The sequence below is a fragment of the Propionispora hippei DSM 15287 genome (genome assembly GCF_900141835.1).
Classification (GTDB): domain Bacteria; phylum Bacillota; class Negativicutes; order Propionisporales; family Propionisporaceae; genus Propionispora; species Propionispora hippei.
Genome location: NZ_FQZD01000013.1, coordinates 50,322 through 75,039 on the forward strand (window position 1 = coordinate 50,322; position 24,718 = coordinate 75,039).

A 24,718-nucleotide genomic window follows, 5' to 3' on the forward strand; every position below is an offset into this window, starting at 1 on the left:
CTACCCTTGAAACCAACGTTGTGTTAACAAGAATAGGCCGTGGCGCTCTGCCGTTTATATAAAAATTTCAGGTGGGACAATTAATAATCGGATATCGCTTTACCGGTGCTTATACTACTTTCACACTTGTGCCCGCATATTTCATACTCTCTTTAACCGCCAAAGGAGGCTCCTGGGTAGTAAGGAGTAGATCTACTTTTCCAAAAGAAATCACTTTAAAGCTGCTCGCTTTATTAAACTTGGCACCGTCGGCCACAACACAAACAAAAGCGGCCCGTTCGGCTACTTTCCGCTTGATACAGGCATCTTCATAATCCACTACATAAATACCGTCCGCAGTTATTGCAGCCGCCCCTAAAAAGGCAATATCAAAACGGATATCCTCAATTTCCAGGATTGTTTTACTGCCATACAAATAGCGATCTTTAGGCTCTAGCTTACCACCCAGAAGATGAACCTCACCCTGCTTCCCGGACAATGCTTCCATATTATCCAACGAATGGGTAAAAGCCAGCACATTTTCGTCCAGGTACTGGCACAAAGCCTGAATCGTGGTAGATACATCAAAAAAACATATTTGCCCCGGGGAAATATACTTCAGTGCATATTTTCCCAAACGTATTTTAGCTTCGGAATTGATGGCAAGCCGTTTTTTATAACCCTTTACTTCATCTTGAATGACAGGCAGCGCAATGCCACCATGGGTTCGTATAGCCAAGCCCTCATTCACCAATTTGACAATATCCCGTCTGGCCGTGTCCCGGGATATTTGAAATGCCTGCATGATTTCCTGGTTGGACAGCACTCTTCTGTCTTTTAACATATTTACTATTTCATATATACGTTCTTCTTGAAACATAATGCTTCCCTTTCTATCCATTACAAGAATTAAACGGCAGCCTTACTATCATCATGTCTATATTTCTAGGGCAGCTACAAAAATATCCTCTATTTATTCCAAATGAACATTCAAATTCAGTTCCACGGCCAATTGCCTGGTTGCTTCCAAGAGTGTTTCAGCACATTCCAGACCGGTTTTTATCGGATATTTCAAGCCAAGCCGCCGGTACTTTCCAGCCCCCAGAGCGTGATACCCCAATATATCAACTCGTATCACCTCTTTTCCCAGCTCTTTAATAAAGCACAACCGCTTTTTTATATCGGTGAACTGATCATTCCATCCCGGCACAATGACCAGGCGAATGATCAGTTCTTTATTCATTCGGGCAATATTCTGTGCATTAGCTAAAATCATTTCATTTCCTGCTCCCGTACAGGCTTTGTGAATCTTCCGGTCAAAAGCCTTGATGTCATACAGAACCAGATCGACAGCTTCCACCACTTTTTTCAACTCGCCCCAGGGTAAACAGCCTGCCGTATCCAATGCCACATGGACGCCCTGCTGCCGCAATAGGTTTGCAGCTTCTAGGACAAAATCCCCCTGCAGGGCCGGTTCACCGCCCGAAAAGGTAACGCCGCCGGCAGATTGGTCATAAAACACTTTATCTCTGAGCAATTTCCCGGCCAGTTCTTCGCTGGTTATTTCATACCCGACTTTTTCAAAAGCTTCCCGGGGACAGATATCCATACATTCATCCAGATTAGTACAGCGCGCCCGGTCAATTTCACAACCTACTTCCGCAAACCTGATCGATTGATTGCTGGCAATGCTTACACAGGCGCCACAATGAATACAACGGTTTTCAAAATGCATATACTTTATCCCCGGTTCCATAAGTTCCGGATTGGAACACCATTTACAACGCAAATTACAGCCTACACAAAATACGGTACTGCGAATTCCCGGACCATCCTTAGTAGAGTATTTTTGAATCGTTGAGATTAATCCTTTGGCACTCATATCAGGACCAGGTATTTTCCGTACGGGCGATAATGGCATCCTGGGCCTCCGGCATTAAGGAGACGAACTGCGCGCAATAGCCCGCGACCCGTACAATTAAATCGGTGTAGTTTTCCGGATTTTTCTTTGCAGCCAGAAATGTCTTCGTATCAACGACGTTAAATTGGTTATGATAAATTCCCTTTAACAGGCTCGCTTTGAGAAAATCCACGAATTTTTCCAGATTTTCATCACCCACCAGCGCACCGGGGGCAAACCGCATATTTAAAAGCTGGCCGGCAGCCACCTGATCATTGGGAAGTTTGGCAACCGAATTGATTACCGAGGTCGGTCCATTCCGATCCGTTCCCTGTGTGGGTGAGCAGCCTTCATTTAACGGGCTTTTGGCTTTCCTGCCGTCCGGAGTTGCTCCTACATCCAGTCCATTAGGTACATAGGAGGTGATGTTACTGGTAGACATGGTATAGCGGCTTACTTCCGGTCCCTTTCCATAACGTTCCGTCTTATAGTCCGGCAGCAATTTCAGATAGGAATGAAAGACATCGTTCACAATACTATCCACATAATCTTCATCATTCCCGAACTTAGGCACTTGTTTTACCAGCTTGTGAATATAAGCCGCCTCTTTGCCTTCCCAGTTTGCTCTCATTGCCTGTAAGAGCTGTTTCCATGTCAGTTTCCGGTCTTCATATATCAATTTTTTTATTACTGCCAGTGAATTACCGACCACACTGGGGCCAATATTAGATTGGGAGATGACATCATATTTACAGCCGCCATTTTTTAACGTCTTGCCTAGGACCATGCAGTTATCGATAAAGCAGGAGGCAAACGGATCGGCGTCATAAACGGCTAAGGAACGGTCACAAATCGCGTCGCATTGTACAGCCAAATCAGAATAAAATTTCAGCGTCTTTTCCCAGGCCGCCCAAACCTCCTCGTAACTTTTATAGTCAACATCCGGTCCTGGTTTGCCGTTAATGGCAAGCAATTGGATGCCCGAAGCCGGGTCCATACCATTATTTAATACAAGCTCCATCATTTTTCCCCAGTTTACATAGGTCATGCCGGTTGAGCGATGCCCGTATTTGCCCGGCACACCGGTCTCTACGCAGCCAATGGCGCAATAATCAAGCGCATCCTCTTGAGGAATTCCTAACTCCATAAGGCCCTTTACCGCGACCTGGTCATTGAACATCGACGGCATTCCACAACCGGTACGGATCAGCTTTGCCGCCAGGCGCAACAAGTCCCGGGGCGTATCCGTGTTGTAACGCATCGAAAAATTGGGTTCAGCCATTTTAGCCAAATTCATGGCCTCAATACATAAATAGGATAATTCATTGGTTCCGTCTGTCCCGTCCGGTTTACGACCGCCAATCATCAGATTGGAATATAGCGGATAACCCTGAGAGAATTTCGTGTGCCCATAGGGTCTTACCTTGTTGTTGCTGCTGTTCATTAAAAACATATGGGTAATGATTTCGAGTGCTTTCTCCTGGGTCAATATTCCTTTTTTTACGTCTCTTAGATATAAATCGTACATATACTGATCAAATCTTCCATAGCTGAAAGAATGCCCGTTGCTTTCAATCATTTGCAGCATATGAACCAGATAACAAGCCTCGCAGCCCTCATAGAAACTTTGGGCGGGTCTTTCCAGCAATGTTTCACACATGATTCCTATTTGCAGAAGTTCTTGCCGACGTTTCTTATCCGTTTCCCCTTCAGCCAGCTTATAGGCTAATGCCGAGTATCGCTTAATAAACTTTAAGGCGCCTTCTAAGGCAATGATCACGGCCTGATAGAAAACTACGTTTTCTTCAGATAAATCCCTGTTTTCCAATTGTCTTCCCGCTTCTTCCACTAAACCCCGGAATCCCTTTTGGAGAATCAATTCATGCTTAGGCACAATATGGCCGTCCCCCGACATGGAAATTCCGCCGCGGTGCAGCACACTTTGTTGTTCGGCCTGCCTAATGCTGTCTGGTGTATTTCTCAACACTTCATCTTCATGGGTATATCCCTGCCAGTATGGCGCAATGCTTTTTAAATTTTGTTTTACTTCTTCCGAAATCTGAAAAACATCACCGGTTCGTTTATCGAACTCATCCAATTCTTTAATTACCCATTGAATTGAATATTCGGGGAAAATAGGCGCTGCAAAGTTACGGCTTGCCTGATTACCAAAGATCAGGCTATCGTCTTGAATATAAACCGTCATATTTTCCAGTATGTGGGCAAATGCCTTGGCCTTACGTAAAACATAATCTTCACCTTCCGTTGTCCGGAACGATTCTGTAATTAACACGGCACGCTCACTGCAGATACTGGCTGTCCTTTTTTCCATGACCTGCTGTAAACGGTGGATTCTTTCCAGGTCTATATCGTCATTATGGGGAACAAATTCTAAAAAGGTTTTCATTGTTACCACCTCTCGATTTCTTTATATTTACATCATAAGTATTTACAAGTATTTAGTCAATTACTTTTGCTTATTTTATGCGAATTATCGCAATTCATCCACTGACAACTTATAAAAGCTTATTGACTAATCCAGTTACATCTACATTCCCTTAACTGCAACAGAGGTTCTTTACTGAATCAATGTACGAAGGACCGATCCGGTAAAAAAAGCTGACACCGTTAAAACGATGTCAGCCGCTGCACCCAGTTACTGCAGAATCCCCAGTGCCGATCCGGCTATGCCTATAACAAACATGCCAAAAATAACGGCAATCGGCGTGACTCCCTTTTTTAATACTTTCATACAAGCAAAGGTTAACAACAGCGGTACCAGGCCTGGCGATAGTTGGTCTAATATCGTTTGTACCGTAGTAACAACCGTCTTGCCGTCCTGAGCGGTAAACTGCGATACAACGAGAGGTATATCAATATGCGTCCATTTTGTCACCAATGCGCCAATTACAATTAATCCAAGAATCGATGCACCTTCCGTAAGTTTCTGAAGCATATTTCCTTTCAAATCTTCCAGTATATTTAACCCTTTTTCATAACCAATTTTTAAAGCAAACCACATAATTGCTATGCGAATCACATTGTAAAGAATAAAAAATAATAACGGACCCATTATACTTCCGGTCATAGCCATGGTCGCACCTACTGCCGCTACCATCGGTCTTAATGTTCCCCAGATGAGAGGATCTCCCACTCCCGCCAAAGGTCCTATCAAACCAACTTTAACTGCGTTGATGGTATTGTCGTCGATCTGGGAACCATTAGCCCTTTCTTCTTCCATAGCAATCGTGATACCCAAGATAGCATTGGATACAAAGGGAGTGGTGTTGTAAAATACCAGGTGCCTCTTCAATGCGCCTTTTATCTCTTCGTTTCTACCGTTATAAAGTCTTTTGATAATTGGTATTAGACTATGACAAAATCCCATGGCCTGCATTCTTTCAAAGTTCCACCCGGCCAGCAAAAAGGTAGAAAGTGCACAGGACTTGATCAGATCCCCCTTGGTAACTTTGCTTTTCTCAAAAAAAATATTTCCCACTACTTCCACCTCCTAATTAATCCAATTCATCATCTTGGAGTATTCTGCTGCCCGAAACGCCTGTGCTTTCACCGGCTACGGCATATTTCGGATGAAGCTGTACATATAACAGAGCGGCCACCGTACCAATGACACCAAACGCCACAAGATTAAAGTTTGTAAAAGCAGCAAAGATAAACCCGAGAAACAAAAAGGGCATTAGATGCTTTGCTTCCATCATGTTGATAACAAGCGCATACCCTACAACCACGATAAAACCGCCGGAAACCTGTAACCCTTTAGTGATAAATACCGGCAAGGCATTAAGCATACCCTGAAAAGCACCGGTGCCCACTGCAGCCACAATTAAATAGGCTGGGATAGCACCTCTTAATCCCTGAATAATGAGCGGCAGCAAATTATTCCTTGCCACACCGCCGCAGTTTGCCTTATCCGCATAATAATCTGCCCTGTGTTGAAAATAAACGGGTATAGCTCTGGTAATAACTCCGAGAATTTGCCCGGCAGCAGCAGCCGGGATGGCCATCGCTATGCCGGTACCAATACTCTGATGTCCAAGAATAACAAGTATTGGCGCAATTAAAGAAGCAAGCAGCGGGTCCGGCGCTTGGGCCGCCCCCACGTTCATCCACCCCAGAGTAATCATTTCCAATGTTCCGCCAATGATTGCACCGGTCGTAACGTCACCTAAGATTAATCCGATAAGCGTGCATGTTGTTAATGGCCGGTAAAAAGCGAACTGATCCATTACACTATCCATCCCACCAATAGCCGCTACAATTAATATCGCCGCCACCTGCCAGATACTAAGCGCATCCATCCAAATTACCTCCCCATATTATCACATTTAGAATTCAAGCTTTTCCGCTAAGTTAATACTCTTGTCAGTTGGAAGTGTTCTTATTTCAAGCTCTATACCGCGTTCATGCAGCTTCTTAAATGCTGCTATATCGGCTTCATCCACTCCCACTGCCTTTGTAATAAGCTTTTTCCCTTCACGGAAGGGCATACCGCCAACATTTACAACCCGTATATCCACCCCTTTCTCTACCAGTCTTAGTAAATCGGCGGGATTTTGAAACAAGAGCATGACTTTCATATCTGCATACTTGGGATTGTTATAAACCTTGACAGCTTTATCCATATCCACAACGTTTGCTTTTAGTCCCGGTGGAACCGCTTTAACAAGCAGTGTGCTTCTTAGCTCATCTTTTGAAACTTCATCGGAACATACGATAATTCTTTCGCATTTCGAATATCTTGACCAATTCATGGCCACTTGCCCATGGATCAGTCGTTCATCAATTCTCGCAAGTACTATATCCATTACAACTCCTCCTCTGTTTCATCATCACTTAATATCTTTTGCGACGTTTGAATTCCTTCCACCCCGCTGTTGCGGGCAATGTCTACCAGTTCCTTTAAATCTAAATTCTCCCTGCTCATGACAACATCTAAAAGCATGGGCATATTCACTCCCGTTACTACTTCAATATCATCATGTACAGCAGCACTTTTGATGCAAACATTAAACGGACTGCCATTTAACAGATCTACTAAGAACAAGACACCCTTTGATGTGTCCAGCTCCTTCAATTTTTCTTCATACTTTTTCTGCAATAACTCGATGCTCTCCCCCGGTTCAAAGGCTATGCAGGCAACATTGTCCTGTTCTCCACATATCGTTTTAGCCGAATTAAAAATTTCAAAAGAAAATTTCCCATGAGTCCCTATAATAATGGATACCATTGTCTCTCCCTCCCTTCGCTATATCTATTTCTGTTATACTCCAAAACTAATATTAACATATCAAATGTATGATACATTTGATATGTTAATATTAGCATAAACCTATTTAATTGTCTATATTATTTAGTATTTTAAAATTAATAGAAATTCACCCGGAATTTCACTGTTACCAAATTCCTCTACACAAAAATATTTGATACAAATATATCATACATATTTTACATATTGATATTGTATATTACCATCAATAACACTATAATGACTATATAAAAGGAATTTAATTTCCAGCAAGATAACCGTCTTCCTATTCCCTTGTTACATCTTTATATTCCACAGTATATAGGAAAATAAGAACCAGGAGAGATTATATGCCAGCTAATACCTTAAAGTTTAATATTATACACGAGAGCACAGTCCCCTTATATTATCAATTGTTTACTCAACTAAAAAACGAAATACAAAACGGCACGTTAAAGCCGGGCGACTTGCTTCCGCCGGAAAGTCAGCTATGCTCACAATATGGCCTGAGTCGTTCCACCGTTAGACAAGCCCTAAATCAATTGGTAGAAGAGAATCTTGTCCTTAGACGAAGAGGCAAAGGCTCTTTTGTTGCCGAAAAAAAACTTAGCCGAAACTTAAATCATCTCTATAATTTTACTGAAGACATGTTTGAGTTGGGAATATATCCACATTCACAGGTTCTAGAACACGCGGTTGAGTATGCGACAGGTGAAACAGCTAAAGAATTAAATCTTAATGAAGGAACGAAAGTATTCAAACTTACCAGACTGAGATTGGCCAATACGGAACCTTTGTTATTGGAAGTCACCCGTATCCCGCTCTATTTATGCAGCGATATTATAAATGAAGATTTCTCCAATACTTCCTTGTACAATTACTTGAAATCGAGATATGATCTAAATCTCCATAAAGCAATTGAAACTTATGAGGCGGTAAAATTAAATAAAGAAATGGCTCAACTGTTAAATTGCAAATCCGGAGCCAGTGCCTTTAAAATCCAACGCATTGCCTATCTGGATTCCGGCATCCCCTTTGAATTAACCAACTCCTATCAAAAGGGAACTGCCTGTAAATTGAGACTGGAGCTATATGCTAATCAAAATAAGGTGAATTTTTCCAGAGAGACAATGCTAGAAAAGCGAAATAATAACAATTAAGATACTAATACCGGAAATCATTATAATGAAGCAAATGATATTTTCTAATTATCTTGCTTTTTAACAGTACCACAGTTTACAAATAAGACAGCCTGCTATCCTCTGGCGGATAGCAGGCTGTCTTGTTTGTAAACCGAATATGGCAAACAGCGCAGGAAAAAGCAATGAGCCGCCCTCATTGCCCTGTATAATTTTTATTATATTATGCAATTCTCAGACTCATGACCAGATAGTCTTGCAACCTTAGGACCGGCCATCCCCTAAAATTAAGTTTGCAGTATTTTGATAAGCCTGCTATAACTCATCAACGAAGGAAATCTGCGAACTTATCCGAAGCAATTGAAAAGCTAGATAAACTGTAATAGCTGACCTTCTATGAAAAATCCGTTATTTATTTCCAATTTGCTTACCGATAGCATATGCCTTGGCAACTTGTTTCCCAATACCATAGTAATTCATACTATCGGGAGCAAATAGTAACGGTTTTATCTGTTCGATAATCGGCTGATTTTTTTCCTGAATCGTATCGTCAATTTTTGCATCCAAAACCTCACCGATAAACTGAGTATGTAGACCTAATTCCACAACCTGTATAATCTTACACTCTAGATTGACCGGAAATTCGCTAATATACGGGGCATCAACCATCTTGCTTTTCACCGGAGTAAGTCCAGTCTTAGCGAATTTGTCTTCTTTTCTTCCGGATTCCATACCAAAATAATCGGCTTCTTTTACATATTGTTCTGAAGGAATATTGATTGTAAAAGCTTTTCTAGCCATAAGATTGCCATGAGTATAGGTAGCCTCACGTAATGAAACCGCAACACAAGGTGGAAGTGAGCAACAGATACCACCCCAGGCAGCAGTCATGGCATTCGGCTTACCTTCATGGTCATAAGTACACACGACCAAAACCGGGGTCGGATAAAGCATTGTTTTCGCACCCAAACTTTTTTTCATAGCTCTCACCTCTTAAAAAATATCTAAACTTTGCTATAGTATATCTTGCACTGTTATGCAATAAACATCAGTATGAAATTCTAACAATAATCGAATATGATATAGCCTCTTCCCCTGGGCGCCCCATTTCTGCTTATTTTGGAGATAGCCTACTTTGTCTGACCTTCCCGAAGTTTTTTTAGCCAGAACACCAACTAGGGCCTGCAAACTCATATGACTATCATGAATAGTAATGCCAGATTATGAGAAAGTATTCCACTACGCCAATACGTCATACACATTTTTATATTTCTGTTGCCTTATAGCTCCAAATAAAGTAGAACCACCTTATTTTAAGATTGGAGGTAAATAAAATGAACCTGGCATATTTTCCACGGCGACATTATACGCAAGGCCAGACGCCATTGCAGAAATTAACCCGCTTCTCTCAAGCTATTGGTGGCCCCAATATTTATATTAAGCGCGACGATTTATTGGGATTAACCGAAGGGGGCAATAAAACGCGCAAGCTTGAATTTCTAATAGCCGATGCACTAGCTCAGGGAGCCGATACCCTGATCACTTGCGGTGGCGTACAGTCCAATCACTGTCGCTTGACACTGGCGGCTGCCGTGAAAGAAGGACTAAAATGTCGTCTGGTCCTGTCAGAAATAGTTCCGGGAAGTTACAACCCGCAAGCAAACGGGAATGTATTGCTTTATCATCTGCTCAATGTAGAAAAGGTCAGAGTCGTTCCATGGGGAACCAACCTAGTGTCCGAATTACAAAATGCTGCTGCCGAAGCCATCGACGAGGGCCGTAATCCTTATATAATCCCAATGGGCGGGTCTAACCACCTGGGAGCCCTCGGTTATATTGCCTGTGCTGAGGAAATAATGGCTCAAGCCTTTGCCGCAGGCCTCCCTATTCATCACGTTGTGCTTCCGGACGGCAGCGCCGGTACCCATAGCGGTCTATTACTGGGGTTCTGGGGCAACAACTGCCACATTCCAGTGACCGGAGTTAGTGTTCTCAATCCTAAAGTCGTGCTGGAAAATAGGATCGCCGAATTGATGCAACAGACTGCTGATTATATGGGAGTCAATCTAAAAATAGCCCCGGACAAAATTGTTTGTGTTGACGAATACATAGGCCCAGGGTATACTCTGCCTACAGCAGATATGGTCGACGCTGTCAGATTACTGGCCAGCACTGAAGGTATTTTACTGGACCCAATTTATACAGGAAAAGCGATGGCTGGCTTGATCGGTCTTGCTAAGCAAGGCTACTTCAAAAAGGATGACAATGTCCTTTTCTTACATACAGGCGGGCTGCCTGGTTTATATGCCAATACTTCCTCATTTACGCCTTGAGTTGATTTTCCCCTCGGCAGACATTAAATGAAAGGAAGCAGAATATGGTAATTTTCTGCTTCCTGACCAAATATAGTGGACAATGGGGACATTCCCCTTTCGCCCGAAATTTTGTATGAAACTCCTATTTCTATGTTTAATACATTGCAGAGCCACTCCTAAGAGGCATTATTTAAATCCCATTGCCTGTTTTACAACTTCCATCTGTTCTATAGAGGTCAGCTTTTCTAAAAGTTTGAAAGCTACACCGGCAGCAGTCTCAGGACAATAAGAGGTAATAATGTTTTTATCCACCACAATAGGTTCATTTCTTACATCAACATTAAATTCTTTCAACTGCTTTTGCCGATATCCATTCCGTAAATGGTATGTCATGGCTTTTCTTCCCGTCAACACTCCGCTTTTCCCCAAAGGCAGTGCCGCTACGCAATTGTGGCAATTATTTTTTGTTGTTCATCGAACTCACGAATTAGATTTAAGAACCGTTCATCATAGGCTTCTTCATAAAATCCAAATTCCTCAAAACCGCCCGGAATCGCCAACGCATCATAATCATTAATATTTATCTCTTCAATTGTCTTATCAACCAAAATGGGAACGTTAAAAGTACTGGTTACAAATGGGGATTTATCATGTCCGTTTGAATGTATAAAGCGATCAGCAGGAAGCTGCCTCGCTTTGAGACTAATTTATTTTTTTACCCATATCTTCCGCTTCCTCCAGAATGTCGGATTGCCGGATAATATCGTCTCTTTCATGTAAGCTGCCGGCAACAATATGCCCGGCACTTTCCATCCTAAAGTAACCGAAAAACTGATTCAAGTATTCCGTCACATGACTAAATGCTGTTGCCGGGGCACCGCTGCAGGTTACAGTTATATACTTTTTCCCCGGCAAGTGTTTTGCTGTCAGATCAGGTTTTAAGAAGGGACGTAACCGGTCAAGAAAATGTTTGGTTACGCCGCTAACCTGTAGCATGTATATCGGTGTTCCCACAATAAGACAGTCCGCTTTAGCTATTTTTGGCATGAGAGTTGTTAACTCATCGTCAATAGAACAAAAATCAACCTTTGCCAACTGGCATGCATCGCAGGCAATACAACCTTTATTATTCATTTCTGCCAAATGGTATAAATCCACCTCATGACCGCTTTCCCTGGCACCTTTACAGATAGCCCGTACTATTCGGTCCGTATTGCCATTCCTCCGGGGACTCCCCACAAAGGCCATTACTTTCATCCTCATTCCCCCTATTGTATGTCCAATATATTTATTTTTTAAGACTAACACCGCCGATTTGGTACAAGGCAGAAATATTATGCAGCAAAAACCGGAAAGCTTCGTCCCGCCTGACAATTGACTCTTACTGCATGACTAAAGCTTATATCGCTTAGCTGCAAGCTACATTGTTATTTGATAGAATCTTTCATTGCGTTATACAGCTTTTCGGCATACATGTCAATTTCATCCCGCGACATACGCAGGCGGCTTGCGGAAGTGCTGTAGCCAATTTCCGTTTTACCTTCTTCCAGTCCCTTAAAAATGCCGTCGGCAAAGGCATCCAGCGGTTCCACATGCGTCTGCAGCCATGTTCCGTTTAAATCGGTATCCACCGCCGGCGGAACGACTTCGATCACTGCTACGGATGTAGCGGAAAGCTGGTATCTTAGGCACACGGTAAAAGAATGAAGCGCCGCTTTCGAAGCCGAGTAAATCGGCGTAACCGCAAGCGGTGTAAACGCCAGTCCTGACGTCACATTAATCATCGCCGCTTCTTCTTTTGCGGCAAAGAATGGTGCAAACAGCATAGAAAGCTGAATAGGCGCTTCCAGATTTGCGGTAATTTCTTTACCGAAATGGCTCCAATCGTGCTTTGCGTCTGCTTTTAGCACATTGAACCGCTGTAGAATTCCTGCATTGTTGACTAATACATTGATCTGGGGATAATTCGCGATTACCCAGTCAAATAATGCAATCCGCTCAGCTTCTACCGTCAAGTCACAGGTACGGGTAACAATATCCGGGAATTTCTCTTTAGCTTTTTGCAGTACATTTTCCCGGCGTCCGCAGATAATAACTTGATTGCCCCTCGTTATAAAGCGTTCTGCAAACGCCAGTCCAATTCCGGAACCGCCACCGGTAATGAGTATTGTGTTTCCCGACATTTTCATAGCTTTTTTCCCTCTCCCTTATTACTTACTAGCTTATTTCTTTACCGCTACCGTAAAACCGTCCCCGATCGGCAGCAGCGTACTCTCAAATTGCGGACAATCGGCAATTTTTTTATTGAAGGCATCTAATGGCTCACACATGGAGTTCAAGTAGCCACACTCAGGATCAAAATCAAATACAGGAAACAGTGTATCTTCAGCCACCAGCAAACCGCCTGGCTTAAGCAACCTAAGGTAGTCCTCAAGCATTTCGCCGTACAGCTTTTTATCACCCACATCCTGGAAAATAAGATCAAACTCTTCGCTCATCTCTGCGGTTACTGCGCGGGCCTCACCAATTTTAAGCTCAATCTGTTCTTTCACCCCTTCCCGTTCAAAATTTTTCGCCGCTTGTTCAGCCACTTTTGCGTCCATTTCGATGGTAACGATAGTACCGCCATGCTGCTTAATCACTTTGGCCATCGAAACCGTGGAAAAACCAATACTTGTACCGATCTCAAGAATTTTTTGCGGTCTGGTCAGCGTGATTAAGACTTGCAGCATTCTGGCAACGTCGTCATCCACAACCGCCCCAAACTCCTTTAGCTCGGTAGCCTCAGTATATTGTTTTTGCGTTAATTCTTTTTTTTGATATAACCTTTCAATATAGGCGCCGATCTTGGCAAAATCCATCTTTTACTCCTCCTTGTTATGTTTTCCAATGTTTTGTGTTTAATGGTGTCATCTGTCTACTGTTTTCATTCCCCCTTTAGTGTAACGTAATGAGCTATTTTGATGCTGCAGCGCAACATAAGCAGCCGCAATATGTTTGCAGCAGGGACCAGCGGAACAGGAACAGCTACAATGTGTCCAAAGTATGGCACCGCTATCATCCAGTTTTAAAGTAACGGTGTGTTTTTCTTCCAGGCGAATCATAGCCAGATAGGTTGCTGCCTCTGTCTTGGTCAATTGCTGCACGGCCCCGTTCCAGTAGTATTCAAAGCCTTGCTCCATGAACTTGTTATGCATGTGACTAGGTATCCTCCGATTATTTTTTGTATACCGGTTTTTTACCAGGCAAGAAAAGTGCTGTAATACCCAATACAAATAACATAGCAGCGACAGAATTAAAGGTGTCCCGGTACGCCAGTACGCTGGCCTGGTGAAGAAGCTGCTGATAGATCTGCCCCATGGCTTTTGCCGAGGCTTCTGCTGCCGGTATGCCTATGTTTTGCATGGTCCGGGTATATGCGGAAAGCAAACTGCTATAGCCGGCTGCGGCTGTTGTCAGGTGTTGTACCAAATTCGACTGCTCCATTTGCCGGTTGTACACAAGGATGCTTGTCGCTAAGGAAATGCCGATACTGCCACCCAAATTACGCAGTAAGGACACGATAGCGGAAGCGTTGCTGCTCTTTTCTCTGGGAATTCTGGAAAAGGCCAGCGTGGTTGCCGGGACAAACAGGAATGGCAGGCCGGCCGTCTGAAAGCACCGGGCAATCGCAAAGGTGGTATAATCGGTTTGCGGTGTGACTAAGCCTGTCAGCCACATACCGATAGCATTGATGAACAGGCCAAAGGACATGAGATAGCGGGCTTCAATCCAATTGACCAGTTTCCCTACAAAGGGCATCATAAACAGCGGAAAAATAGCGCTTGGCGAGAGAACAAGCCCCGATAAAGTGGCATTATAACCAAAATCCTCCTGTACCATCATCGGCAGTAATGAGGTGGCACTCCATAGAGTAAAGCCGACAAAGAAAAGAATTATACCAGGCAGACTAAAACTGGGGATGGCAAGCAGCTTCAAATCGACAATCGGGTCCTTTTGCCGCAAGAGCCAGTACACCGCCAGCAGAATACTTACAAAGGAGATGCAGGCTAACGTTATAATAAAGGTGCTGTCAAACCAATCTTCCTGCTGGCCCTTATCCAGCACAATTTGTAGAGCCCCCAACCCTATTGCAATTAGTCCCAGCCCAATATAATCGATCGTGCCTTTTACTTTTTTTGTATTTTCCGGTCCCTGTACAAGTACCTTTACTAAAAACAGCGTTACTATTCCGATGGGGACATTGATTAAAAAAATCCAGCGCCAGCTATAATTATCCGTAATAAAGCCGCCCAGGGTTGGTCCGATGATCGGCGCCAGAACCATGGATAGACCGGTAATGCCGAAGGCTATGCCCAGCTTTTCCGGCGGGAAACCATCCCGGATAATGGCTTGCTGAACAGGCTGCAGGCCGCCGCCGGCTACGCCCTGCAACAGGCGAAACAGGACCAGCATGGGTAATGAGGTAGCAATGCCGCACATAAAGGAAGTAAAAACAAAGCCGCCAATGCAGAGCATAAAAAAGTTTTTACGTCCCATAACGCCTGACAGCCAGCCGGAAATGGGCATGACGATGGCATTCGAAATGATATAGGCGGTCAGGACCCAGGTGCTTTCCTCTGTCCCAGCCCCGAGTGAACCCGCTATATGAGAAAGGGCGACATTGGCAATCGTTGTGTCGAGCAGTTCAATAAAGGCGGCTAAGCTAACAACACCCGATACTACGTAGGGATTTATTTTTACAGAAGAAGGCTCCATCATTTTGTGTCCATACTTTCTGTATGCACCGTGGGAACTACGGACATGCCCGGGCCAAGATGAAGCTGAACATCCGGCGGGGTATCAAACAAAATTTTTACCGGTACACGCTGTACTATCTTTACAAAGTTTCCTGTTGCATTTTCGGCGGGAAAAAGCGAAAAACGGGAGCCTGTACCGGATTGAAAGCTATCTACTTTTCCTTTTAACACTACATCAGGATACGCATCGATGCGGATATCGACCAATTGGCCGGGTTGCATGTGTTCCAACTGGGTTTCTTTAAAATTGGCTACTACCCACAGGTCTGTGCCAACAAGCGAGGCCACCTGTTGACCTGTCTGTACATAGTTGCCTAATTCGATATTGCTTTTAATCACACGACCATCCATCGGTGCCATGACTTTCGTATTGGCTACATCACTTTCCGCCTGAGCCAGGTCCGACTCGGCCTGAGTGATCTGCGCCTGCAATTGTTCGATAGTATTGCGGGAAGCAGCTATTACAGTAGGAGCCGTAGAAGCTGATTTTAGATCGGCTCTTAGTTTTTCTAAAGCAGCGCGATCCGCTTTTTCGGTAGCAATAGCCTGGTCCCATTGCTGCTGTGAACAGGCACCGGCGGCAAATAAGCTTTCCATGCGTTTCCTGTCACTGGCTGATTTTTCCCAAACCGCCTGAGCCGAAGCTACCTGGGCTGATGTAGCAGCTTCATTGGCCGGAGCAGAAATTGCGGTTGTTTCACTATTATGAACCGCTGCCGCCAGTGCGGCCCGGGCGGCAGCCAAAGCTGCCTTAGCATGATCACGGCGTATTTGGTAATCAGTAGGGTCAATTTCCAGCAACACCTCGCCGGCTTTGACAAGCTGGTTATCTTGAACATATACATGTTTTACATAGCCTTGTACTTTAGGACTTATCATAACGGCATGGCCGTCAATCGTCGCACTGTCAGTAGCTATGTCGCAGCGATGAAAATAGTAGTAAAGGCCGGCCCCCAGGAAGATCATCAAAGCAGCCAAACCTATTCCAATAGACCGGGGAGAGAATTTCATAAAGTCATCCTTTCAAAAAATTAAAGTGATTGTTACCGGAACAATAATTAGCCAAGCTAACTATTAGGGATAAAACAAAAATCCTATCAACTCCTTTATCACAAAAAATTAGCCAGGCTAACTAAACGAAAAAATAAAAACGGTGTATGATTAATTTTATGCTCATAGACCGATTTTTATTAACAACGCAAGTAAACGAGTGGTCTCTTCGTCGGTTAATTTTTGGGTGAGATTGGCGCAAGCCTGCCAATAGTGTGGGAGAACGAGATCCAGCAGACGGTACCCTTTTTCAGTTATACTGACATTAACCATTCTTTGATCTTCAAGGCATACGGTTCTGGTAATCAATTGATGTTCTTCCAGCCAAATTAACTGTTTGGTTACCGATGCCCGCCGAATTCCCAGCTTATCAGCAATTTCCGAAGGCTGTAACGGCTGCTCCGTGCTTGTATCGAATAATAGCAAGAGTAACGTAAATTTGCTTTCGGAAATATGATATTTCTTTAGCGTATGATTTATCGCATCCAAAACATCGTCCGATATCTCTAACAACGCTTTCCCTAACTGGGCTCTTGGGTTAGGCGGCGTTGTGATCATATGTTTTTCCATAAATACATTCCTTCGGAATTAGTTTCCCTAGCTAATTAATAGTATAACGATGTGAAAAAAGAATGTCAATAGCGAAAGCTCGCTCTACAACAGGGTTGTGCAACTCATACTGTATACATGCCGCCGGGCCATTGCTTATGGAATATTGTTAGCCTATAATAGGTCTATCTAAGGGAAAGTGAGGGAAATCAAGGTATGTTTGGTATGGTTCATTATGAAATGTTTATTATTGCCGGCATCATTCTTAATATCACTCCTGGCTCGGATACCCTTTATATTTTAAGCCGGAGTATTGCACAGGGCCGCAAGGCCGGTATTTACTCTGTTCTGGGTATTACTGCAGGCTGCGCTGTCCACACCTTGCTGGCAGCCCTGGGACTGTCTGTTATTCTGGCACAGTCGGCCCTGGCTTTTATGCTTGTCAAAACAACCGGTGCTCTCTATCTTGCCTATTTAGGTATCACCACGCTGCTCGCCAAAAATAGCACACTGGTTTCACCGACTGATCAGGTCAAGTCCACTAGAGAGACCTTCCTGCAGGGACTGCTAACCAATGTACTAAATCCTAAGGTGGCTCTTTTCTTTATCTCTTTTTTGCCGCAGTTTATCGACCCGCAAAACAGCTACGGAATCGTGCCCTTTATTCTCTTAGGAATAACCTTCTTAACCACCGGTACTCTTTGGTGCCTGTTCCTGGTGTTTTGTTCTTCCCGTGTGACAACCTTACTCCGCCAGGGCAGTAAAGCGGCCGCCAGGATGAATAAACTCTGCGGGGGTATTTATTTGTTGCTTGGGGTAAAACTGCTTATGGCTGAGCGGTGATGAGCGACTATTTTTCAAGTTCTTTTCGCAGCGAGGTAACCGTTTCTCCGCCAATCCCCCAGTTATCCGTAGCCACCTCATCGATTACGACAACGGTCGTTTGCGGATTTTTCCCCAGCACCTCTACCAGCAGTTGCGTGGCTCCCTGAATTAATCGTGCCTTTTGCTCAGGGGTAGCCCCTTCTTTAGTGATTTTTATATTTACATAGGGCATTAAACCGCTCCGCCTTTCTTATTCCTTCTTAATGTCATCAACACCAGCAAGGCAAACAATAAAACCACAACGGCAAACAGGCTGGGCATCATCATCCCAAAGTTTTTTTGTAAATACGCGGCTATGATCGGGCCAATAATCTGACCCAGGGCATACATGGTCGTCAATTCTCCAATCGCCTGCATGGGTGCTTCCGGTTTCAGTTGATGCGCCAACGTGATCGAAAGACTGGTTATTCCCATAAAGGTTCCGCCAAATAAAGCGCCTCCTACCAAGGTACTTAGCTGATTGGGCATGATGACCGGCAGCAGTATGCCCAGGGCCTGCAGTCCATAAGCCAGCATCAGGCTGGCTTTGATTCCGGCCTTTTGGGACATCCGCGCCCAAAGATACGTTGAGGGAGCTGCCGCCAAGCCAATAAGCACCCAGCTTTGGTTCGCAATCGAACTGAGTTCTGGCATTGATTTGATCATTTGCACAATAAAGGTGGCGGTTATGATATAGCCAATACCCTCCAGTCCGTAACTGATGAGAAGAATGTACCAGGTATAATCCCGTATAAATAGATTGCTGCTCCGTGCCTTTTCCTGCTCTCCCGATTCAGAGCGCGACATGTTCGCCAGCGTACACCAGGCGAGAATTCCAAATGCACTCCCTCCCATTGCCAAGCCCAGCCAGGCCGTTTCCCAGCCGCCCAGGCTATCAAATATAGGCACAAATATACCGGTAAAGGCAATGCCAATACCCACCCCGCTATACAGATATCCTGCCCGGTCGCTTCGTCCTTGTCCCAGGGTAACAACAGAGGCAACAACAAACAAAATAGCGCTCAGAAAGCCGGAACCCAACCGCAGCAAAGTCCAAAGAAAATGATTGTGCGTGAGCGACATACTGATCATTAAAATAATACTGATGACTACTCCTGCTCCCAACCAGGTCCGCAAATGCTCTCGAACCCACGGTTTTCGCGAAAGGTAAGCGCCAATCAAATAGCCCAGATAGTTTGCTGAAGCCATGACTGCCACATCCCATTTGGTTACACCCAGGTCTCTTTGCATCAAAGGAATAATGGGCGTGAAACCAAAACGTGAGATTCCCATAGCTAAGCTGAGAGCACAAATTCCCCCGATAAGGCTGTACATATTACTATGCTTCGACTCGGCCACCTCCTATGCATTGAATATAGTTTTATGGTACTATAAAATAGGCCATTATTAGAAGCGATTCATTTCTATGACAGCAATCGCTTTTGTCTATAATACAGGAGGCTCATCTGATGGATTTAGACGATATAAAAGTATTTCGCCAGGTTGCTTTACATGGATCGATGACCCAGGCAGCAGAAACGCTGGGCTATGCCCAATCCAGTGTTACGGCCCGTATCCGCAAGCTGGAGGCGAACCTGAAGGTAGACTTATTTTACCGTAATGCCAAGGGCGTGCAGCTTACTCCCGCCGGTCAGATATTCCTGGAGCAAGGGCTAAAAATAAACCAACTCATGGAAGAATTATACTCCCGCCTGAATCCAACCAAAACCCCCGGCGGTTTGCTGCGCATCGGCGCTATGGAAACAACGGCCGCCACCCGCCTTCCTTCCCTGCTAAAGAAATACCATTCCTTATATGACCATGTGGAACTGTCACTTCAGACCGGACCCACTGAATACTTAATCAATCAACTCCTGCATTACGAGCTTGACCTTGCTTTTGTCGCAGCGCCTGTCAACCATCCTGAAATCACTGAAATGGAAAGCTTTAATGAAGAGATGGTTCTGGTTGCCGAGAAAAAAGAAACCAGCCAGGATATCCCGGAAATTATGAGGAATAGAACGATCCTGGTTTTCCGCCCCGGCTGCTCTTACCGGGCATTGCTGGAAAGATATTTACTGGAAAGCAACGCTGCGCCTTTAAGACGTTTTGAATTTGGTTCTTTGGAAGCCATTATCGGCGGCGTGTCAGCCGGTATCGGAATATCCTTATTGCCTAGATCGGTTATCGAAGACAAACTTCAATCAAACATATTAACCGCCTATGAGCTGCCGGCTCATCTACGCAGTTGCCCAACGATGCTGATTCACCGAAAAGACGTGGTGCAAACGGCAGCGATGACTCATTTTACCGATTTATTATGGTCTGAAAACCGCTGAGCTATTTGTCACACAACCTGGCTATTATAGCAATGACCAAAAGGAATTTTCCAATATCCACAGCCATAAAAATAAAACTGCACTCTTATCAGGGGAGTGCAGTTTTATTATTCACTATAGCAGGCTTGCATTACCCTTCCAGCTTTGGTCGTTCCGCTAAGGCCTTCTTCTTCATTAATGCCTGGGCCTCCGTCAGTCCATTTTTAAAATGGTGCCTCACTCTTTGCATAAAGAAGCTCAAATTGCACCTTTGCCGGCCTACGATAAAGAAGACTATGGCTTCACCTATCGACCAGGTTAGCGCATAGGCCAATGCGGCTTTGGTAAGTACAGCTGCATGAGTCGGTATGGATTTCAAAATAACATCTGCAATTCCCTTTGAAAGCTTTGCCAGGCCAAAGACGACAGCAAAATCCAGGATATGTCTCAGTTCTATTTTTTCACCCAATAAGCCGATAAGCTCAAACATAAGCTTCACTTCATTCAAAGTAAGTACGATAAAATCTGCCAACATTTCCAGCGGAGCGACTATGGTTCTATGGGGGACCGGCAAATAAGCCGGCAAGGTTGAAATAACCACCCATGCGGTATTTTGAATCGCAGTCTCCTGAATTTCAATTTTGGCATGTTCAGGACGGAAAACAGGAAAATTATGAGACAGGGCAAACCTGATGCGCTCATGATTAGCCAGTATTTGTGCCGCCAGATTAGAATCTGCAGCATCAAAAGGATACACCTCTGTGTGAAACTGCTTAACCTCATTGACAATCCGGGATTCTACAATACAAAAGTCCGAGGTTTTCAGTTTTTCTTTATCAAACTCTTCCTTCGTCGACACCGGTATGATGATTAGACGTTTCAACATTTCTTTGTTGCTGTGGATCTCCTCATTATCAGGCACCGGAAAGGTGAAATTATGGTAAGGAAAGCTGACTAACCATTTCATCATGTCTTCAATTGCTGACGTAGAACCTACAAGCCCAATTTGAATATTATGCTGGCAAACCCGGTTAACCTTGTGCATATTTATCTGGCTTAATTCATCCCATATTTTATTAATGAGAAAAGTCTCTTGCCCCATTCTCTGTCCCTCCTTTATTCTGTTATGGGAATACCGCCTATATCCGTTTACAGGCCCATGTGTGTTTCCAATCGCTATACAATTTATCTACTCATCCTTTAGTTTGACAGATCAGGCACATCTTGATTCGATGAAACCGGGGGCAAGGCTGCTGTAAATTATCACCACACCTGTTTCATGGTAAAAAATTTCTACGCCGCCAGGCGTAGAAGAATTCAGATTACGGTTTGCATCTGCTACCCCGGATGAAACCACAAAGCACCTGCTAAATTCGGCAAATTTAGCAGGTGCTTCTTATTAACAAGCGGACTATTCTATCTAAACACTCACGTCAACATTGCTTCCCAGCGTAGCAGAAGGTGGAACCAGCATGTCCAACATTTCGGCACTGTTTGTTTCGGTAGTATCCATTACTTTTTTCAGGACCTGAATACTCGCGTCTGTTTGAACCTGACTAAGCGAATAGGCAACTGATAAAGCGGCAATATCCATATTAGCTTCCCTCCTATGGTTACCATTTTATTACTGCCACACCTTCTTGACAAGTGCTAATTGGTTCACTGCCAAGCACAAGTATATTCTAATGAATACTTTCAAAAGAAGGCACATTATTATTCCCGTTACCGGTTAGTATAGTTTATTCCCCTAATTAGATATGACCCTTCCATTTTATAATTAATAAGCCAGGCAAGGCTATTAGCAGCCTTGTCTGGCTTATTTTGCAACGGCGTAAGTTACGGCAACAACATATTTTGAAACAAAATTTGCAAACTATTAGCAACAGGTTCTACTGATTTTTCCACTTTCATTCGCAGCAAGCTCCCCTGCCAACAGTCCCAGATCAAATCGGCCAGCCGCTCGGCTGACAAATCCTTACGTACTTTCCCTGCCAGTTGTCCGGTACGCAAGCGCTCGGTTAATAGCTCTTTGAACTCGGCTATCGCCTCCTGTAAGGCTATGCGGCATTCCTCACTGGCCTCACTAATTTCAGCAGAAAGGTTTCCTAATAAGCAACCTTTTTTTACCTCCGCACATTTATAACATTCAGTGACCAGTAGAAATACCGTGCTTAATGCCTTGTGCGAATCCTCCTTTTCTGCCTCTGCCAGCATATGTTTCCACCGCCCGATACTTGCCTCGGTATAAAAACGAATCACTTCTACACCAAAGTCCTCTTTACTGGCAAAGTAATTGTAAAAAGAACCTTTGGGCACACCGGCTGATATGGCAATTTCCTGGATGCCTGTGGCATTAAAGCCATTTTGTTCAAAAAGCTTCAAGCCAACCTCTAATAATGTTTGTTTTGTTTTTTCTAAATCTGCACTTTTTTTTCTAGCCATATTTTTATCATACAACCGGTCATATTATTAGTCAACCATCCTGATTTAGGCGAGCCTTCTATTCATGGTTATTTTACAAACTCTTTTTTAATATTTCCCGCACAGCCTCCGGCGTTACTTTGCCTGTTTCACCAAGCCTACCCATTCCGTGCGCTACTAAATTGGCCACAATGGGTTCAATCACAGCTTGCCCTAAGCCATAGTCAGACAAGCGTGTTTTCACCTTCATTGCTTCAAAAAAGCTTCGAGTACGTTCAATGGCAGCTGCAACCTTTTCTGCTGCAGGCATTTCTTTCGGTAAATTCCATATCCGTTCACCATATTGTATTAACTTTTCCTGTTTTTCTTCTTGCATAACCTCCAGCAGGGATGGCAGTACAATGGCAAGAGTCTGGGCATGATCCAAGCCATATAATACGGTGATTTCATGACCTATCATATGGGTAGACCAGTCTTGAGGAACTCCGCTACCGATTAATCCGTTTAAAGCCAACGTAGCTGCCCACATTAAATTGGCACGCACAGCATAATTTTTGGGTTCCTGTAATGCTTTCGGCCCTTCTTCAAGTAGAGTCAACAGCAGACCTTCCGAAAAACGGTCCTGCACTTTGCCTTTGACCGGATAGGTCATATACTGCTCCATCACATGAACAAAGGAATCTACGACTCCGTTACTAATCTGCCTTTCCGGTAAGGTATAGGTATAAACGGGATCTAGTATGGAAAAACGGGGAAATACGGCTTTACTGAGGAATGAAAGTTTTGCCTTAAGCGCTTTACGGGTGATGACCGCACCAGAATTCATTTCTGAGCCGGTGGCAGGCAGTGTCAGTACAACGGCAAACGGCAAGGCGTTTTTAACCGGCAGCCGATCCCGGACAAGTTCCCAGGGATCTCCCTGCGCATAGGGTACAGCTACCGCAACGAATTTAGTTCCATCAATAACAGAGCCTCCGCCTACGGCCAAGAGAAAATCAAATTTCTCCTGACGGATCAATTCTACCGCCTGCATCAATGTTTCATAGGTAGGATTGGGTTCAATACCGCCAAATTCTCCTACCTGATATTCTTTTAAAATATCCTTTACCGTTGTAAGGAGACCCGTTTTTTTCACACTGCCGCCGCCATAAAGTATTAACACTTTACTTCCCGCAGGAATGTTTTTGGCTAATTGGTCAATCTGTCCCTGACCAAAATAAATTTCTGTTGGATTTCCAAATTGAAAGTTCTGCATAAAATTGACCCTTCCTAATTATTTTAGATCGCTGTCCATATTAAAACTCTTTTATAATAATATCTTCCCTTTTCAAGCGAGGTCTGGCTGCCGGCGCCTGGTCCGGATAACCAACAAGCAATACATTGACAATATGGTACCGGTCTTCGATGTCTAATAGTTCTTTCAAAACAACACTGTCATATAGACCAATCCAGCACGTGCCCAGGCCTAAATCTACGGCGCGCAGATCCATATGCGTTATGGATATGGCTGCGTTGAAGGCCAAGTTCGCCCGAATTGCCAACTCATCGGCTCCTCTTTTTTTCAAAAGTGCCTCTACCTTCTCACTGGACATACTAACCCCTAAAAAGGCACCTGCCTCCTGCAGTTCCCGATAACGTGTTCCCCTTGAGTGTAGAACCTCCTGGTCAATGCAGCACACAATAATTACCGGTGCCGTACTAAAAAACGGAACTGGCGACGCTTTGGTCAATTGGGCACGAATATTGGAATCCTTCACAATAATGTAACGCCAAGGCTGCAAATTGCTGCCGGACGGCGCAAGTCTTCCGGCTTCCAAAATCTTCTCAATGTCCTCTGCCGAAACTGGCTCCGCTTTAAACTTGCGTATGCTGCGTCTTGTTTTTACTACATCCATAAATTCCATAGTAAAACCTCCTCCGTTTTTTTAATGCACCTAGTCGGAAACTCTCCGAGATACCCTTTTTATTCCAGAGCTGTGCTAAAAATCACTAACAACTTACGTAAGCAGTATCCAATGACAGCGCGATCACCTCCGCCATTTTTCAGATCTCATGGCTATGCTTACTCTGGGTATCGGTCAATATATAATTAGTCTCTTTTAATTGAAGTGACTAATT

Annotated in this window: 28 protein-coding genes; 4 read left to right on the forward strand and 24 right to left on the reverse strand. The window is 44.0% G+C overall.

The genetic code is table 11. The features are described from left to right. Window positions 1-109 precede the first annotated feature (109 nt). The 7 genes from F3H20_RS09255 to F3H20_RS09285 all read right to left on the reverse strand — a co-directional run bounded on the left by F3H20_RS09255 (window position 110) and on the right by F3H20_RS09285 (window position 7,127). On the reverse strand, window positions 110-859 hold the full coding sequence (locus F3H20_RS09255) for a DeoR/GlpR family DNA-binding transcription regulator (RefSeq protein WP_149734647.1): 750 nt from the start codon (window positions 857-859) through the stop codon (window positions 110-112). Window positions 860-952: 93 nt separating this feature from the next. Continuing rightward, window positions 953-1,900 (reverse strand): glycyl-radical enzyme activating protein, encoded by a 948-nt coding sequence (locus F3H20_RS09260; protein ID WP_223191702.1) that lies wholly within the window; start codon window positions 1,898-1,900, stop codon window positions 953-955. Continuing rightward, on the reverse strand, window positions 1,863-4,286 hold the full coding sequence (locus F3H20_RS09265; RefSeq protein ID WP_149734648.1) for a glycyl radical protein: 2,424 nt from the start codon (window positions 4,284-4,286) through the stop codon (window positions 1,863-1,865). Before F3H20_RS09265 ends, F3H20_RS09260 begins: the two co-directional genes overlap by 38 nt. A 249-nt stretch (window positions 4,287-4,535) precedes the next feature. Next, a complete protein-coding gene (locus tag F3H20_RS09270; RefSeq protein WP_188128260.1) occupies window positions 4,536-5,378 on the reverse strand; it encodes a PTS system mannose/fructose/sorbose family transporter subunit IID in 843 nt (280 codons plus the stop codon). 16 nt (window positions 5,379-5,394) lie between these two features. Beyond that, window positions 5,395-6,198 (reverse strand): PTS mannose/fructose/sorbose transporter subunit IIC, encoded by an 804-nt coding sequence (locus tag F3H20_RS09275; RefSeq protein WP_149734649.1) that lies wholly within the window; start codon window positions 6,196-6,198, stop codon window positions 5,395-5,397. Window positions 6,199-6,225: 27 nt separating this feature from the next. Continuing rightward, entirely contained in the window at window positions 6,226-6,705 is a 480-nt protein-coding gene (locus tag F3H20_RS09280; RefSeq protein WP_149734650.1) for a mannose/fructose/sorbose PTS transporter subunit IIB, read from the reverse strand. Next, window positions 6,705-7,127, reverse strand: a complete 423-nt coding sequence (locus F3H20_RS09285; protein ID WP_149734651.1) for a PTS sugar transporter subunit IIA — start codon at window positions 7,125-7,127, stop codon at window positions 6,705-6,707. The genes F3H20_RS09280 and F3H20_RS09285 overlap by 1 nt, the downstream gene beginning before the upstream one ends. 368 nt (window positions 7,128-7,495) lie before the next feature. On the opposite strand from F3H20_RS09285, the gene F3H20_RS09290 reads away from it, so the two are divergent. Further along, on the forward strand, window positions 7,496-8,305 hold the full coding sequence (locus F3H20_RS09290; protein ID WP_149734652.1) for a GntR family transcriptional regulator: 810 nt from the start codon (window positions 7,496-7,498) through the stop codon (window positions 8,303-8,305). A 387-nt stretch (window positions 8,306-8,692) separates the two neighbouring features. Here F3H20_RS09290 and F3H20_RS09295 read toward each other — a convergent pair whose 3' ends face one another. Next, entirely contained in the window at window positions 8,693-9,265 is a 573-nt protein-coding gene (locus tag F3H20_RS09295; RefSeq protein WP_149734653.1) for a flavin reductase family protein, read from the reverse strand. A 353-nt stretch (window positions 9,266-9,618) separates the two neighbouring features. Here F3H20_RS09295 and F3H20_RS09300 point away from each other — a divergent pair, with 353 nt between their 5' ends. After that, entirely contained in the window at window positions 9,619-10,617 is a 999-nt protein-coding gene (locus tag F3H20_RS09300; RefSeq protein WP_149734654.1) for a D-cysteate sulfo-lyase, read from the forward strand. 168 nt (window positions 10,618-10,785) lie between these two features. On the opposite strand, the gene F3H20_RS20140 is transcribed toward F3H20_RS09300, so the two are convergent. The 9 genes from F3H20_RS20140 to F3H20_RS09340 form a co-directional block, all read right to left on the reverse strand. Further along, on the reverse strand, window positions 10,786-10,992 hold the full coding sequence (locus tag F3H20_RS20140; RefSeq protein WP_223191703.1) for a type 1 glutamine amidotransferase family protein: 207 nt from the start codon (window positions 10,990-10,992) through the stop codon (window positions 10,786-10,788). A 47-nt stretch (window positions 10,993-11,039) separates the two neighbouring features. Next, window positions 11,040-11,306 carry a DJ-1/PfpI family protein gene (locus F3H20_RS20445; protein WP_394349564.1) on the reverse strand — a complete coding sequence of 89 codons (267 nt, stop codon included), beginning with the start codon at window positions 11,304-11,306 and terminating at the stop codon, window positions 11,040-11,042. Further along, complete coding sequence (locus F3H20_RS09310; protein ID WP_149734655.1) at window positions 11,302-11,856, reverse strand: flavodoxin family protein; 555 nt, start codon at window positions 11,854-11,856, stop codon at window positions 11,302-11,304. The genes F3H20_RS20445 and F3H20_RS09310 overlap by 5 nt, the downstream gene beginning before the upstream one ends. A gap of 170 nt (window positions 11,857-12,026) precedes the next feature. Continuing rightward, on the reverse strand, window positions 12,027-12,788 hold the full coding sequence (locus F3H20_RS09315; protein WP_149734656.1) for an SDR family oxidoreductase: 762 nt from the start codon (window positions 12,786-12,788) through the stop codon (window positions 12,027-12,029). A gap of 33 nt (window positions 12,789-12,821) precedes the next feature. Beyond that, window positions 12,822-13,460 (reverse strand): O-methyltransferase, encoded by a 639-nt coding sequence (locus F3H20_RS09320; protein WP_149734657.1) that lies wholly within the window; start codon window positions 13,458-13,460, stop codon window positions 12,822-12,824. A gap of 48 nt (window positions 13,461-13,508) precedes the next feature. Beyond that, window positions 13,509-13,796 carry an SWIM zinc finger family protein gene (locus F3H20_RS09325; protein WP_149734658.1) on the reverse strand — a complete coding sequence of 96 codons (288 nt, stop codon included), beginning with the start codon at window positions 13,794-13,796 and terminating at the stop codon, window positions 13,509-13,511. Between the two features lie 19 nt (window positions 13,797-13,815). Continuing rightward, window positions 13,816-15,360: a DHA2 family efflux MFS transporter permease subunit gene (locus F3H20_RS09330; RefSeq protein WP_149734659.1), complete on the reverse strand. Its 1,545-nt coding sequence runs from the start codon at window positions 15,358-15,360 to the stop codon at window positions 13,816-13,818. Continuing rightward, a complete protein-coding gene (locus F3H20_RS09335) occupies window positions 15,357-16,409 on the reverse strand; it encodes an HlyD family secretion protein (RefSeq protein WP_149734660.1) in 1,053 nt (350 codons plus the stop codon). Before F3H20_RS09335 ends, F3H20_RS09330 begins: the two co-directional genes overlap by 4 nt. Window positions 16,410-16,571: 162 nt before the next feature. Next, window positions 16,572-17,018 (reverse strand): MarR family winged helix-turn-helix transcriptional regulator, encoded by a 447-nt coding sequence (locus F3H20_RS09340; RefSeq protein WP_149734661.1) that lies wholly within the window; start codon window positions 17,016-17,018, stop codon window positions 16,572-16,574. 195 nt (window positions 17,019-17,213) lie between these two features. Between F3H20_RS09340 and F3H20_RS09345 the strand changes: the two genes are divergently transcribed. After that, a complete protein-coding gene (locus F3H20_RS09345) occupies window positions 17,214-17,840 on the forward strand; it encodes a LysE family translocator (protein WP_149734662.1) in 627 nt (208 codons plus the stop codon). Window positions 17,841-17,847: 7 nt separating this feature from the next. On the opposite strand, the gene F3H20_RS09350 is transcribed toward F3H20_RS09345, so the two are convergent. Together F3H20_RS09350 and F3H20_RS09355 are read right to left on the reverse strand one after the other, a co-directional pair. After that, window positions 17,848-18,054: a tautomerase family protein gene (locus F3H20_RS09350; protein ID WP_149734663.1), complete on the reverse strand. Its 207-nt coding sequence runs from the start codon at window positions 18,052-18,054 to the stop codon at window positions 17,848-17,850. Beyond that, window positions 18,054-19,196: a YbfB/YjiJ family MFS transporter gene (locus F3H20_RS09355; protein WP_149734664.1), complete on the reverse strand. Its 1,143-nt coding sequence runs from the start codon at window positions 19,194-19,196 to the stop codon at window positions 18,054-18,056. Before F3H20_RS09355 ends, F3H20_RS09350 begins: the two co-directional genes overlap by 1 nt. A gap of 134 nt (window positions 19,197-19,330) precedes the next feature. Here F3H20_RS09355 and F3H20_RS09360 point away from each other — a divergent pair, with 134 nt between their 5' ends. After that, on the forward strand, window positions 19,331-20,200 hold the full coding sequence (locus F3H20_RS09360) for a LysR family transcriptional regulator (RefSeq protein ID WP_149734665.1): 870 nt from the start codon (window positions 19,331-19,333) through the stop codon (window positions 20,198-20,200). Between the two features lie 130 nt (window positions 20,201-20,330). On the opposite strand, the gene F3H20_RS09365 is transcribed toward F3H20_RS09360, so the two are convergent. The 5 genes from F3H20_RS09365 to F3H20_RS09385 form a co-directional block, all read right to left on the reverse strand. After that, on the reverse strand, window positions 20,331-21,281 hold the full coding sequence (locus F3H20_RS09365) for a hypothetical protein (protein WP_149734666.1): 951 nt from the start codon (window positions 21,279-21,281) through the stop codon (window positions 20,331-20,333). 318 nt (window positions 21,282-21,599) lie between these two features. Continuing rightward, complete coding sequence (locus F3H20_RS09370) at window positions 21,600-21,773, reverse strand: YjfB family protein (RefSeq protein ID WP_149734667.1); 174 nt, start codon at window positions 21,771-21,773, stop codon at window positions 21,600-21,602. 242 nt (window positions 21,774-22,015) lie between these two features. Continuing rightward, a complete protein-coding gene (locus tag F3H20_RS09375; protein ID WP_149734668.1) occupies window positions 22,016-22,621 on the reverse strand; it encodes a TetR/AcrR family transcriptional regulator in 606 nt (201 codons plus the stop codon). 73 nt (window positions 22,622-22,694) lie between these two features. Next, the gene (locus F3H20_RS09380; RefSeq protein WP_149734669.1) at window positions 22,695-23,855 is read right to left on the reverse strand and encodes an iron-containing alcohol dehydrogenase; all 1,161 of its coding nucleotides are present in this window, start codon (window positions 23,853-23,855) and stop codon (window positions 22,695-22,697) included. Window positions 23,856-23,895: 40 nt separating this feature from the next. Continuing rightward, window positions 23,896-24,504 (reverse strand): nitroreductase family protein, encoded by a 609-nt coding sequence (locus tag F3H20_RS09385; protein ID WP_149734670.1) that lies wholly within the window; start codon window positions 24,502-24,504, stop codon window positions 23,896-23,898. Between the last annotated feature and the right edge of the window lie 214 nt (window positions 24,505-24,718).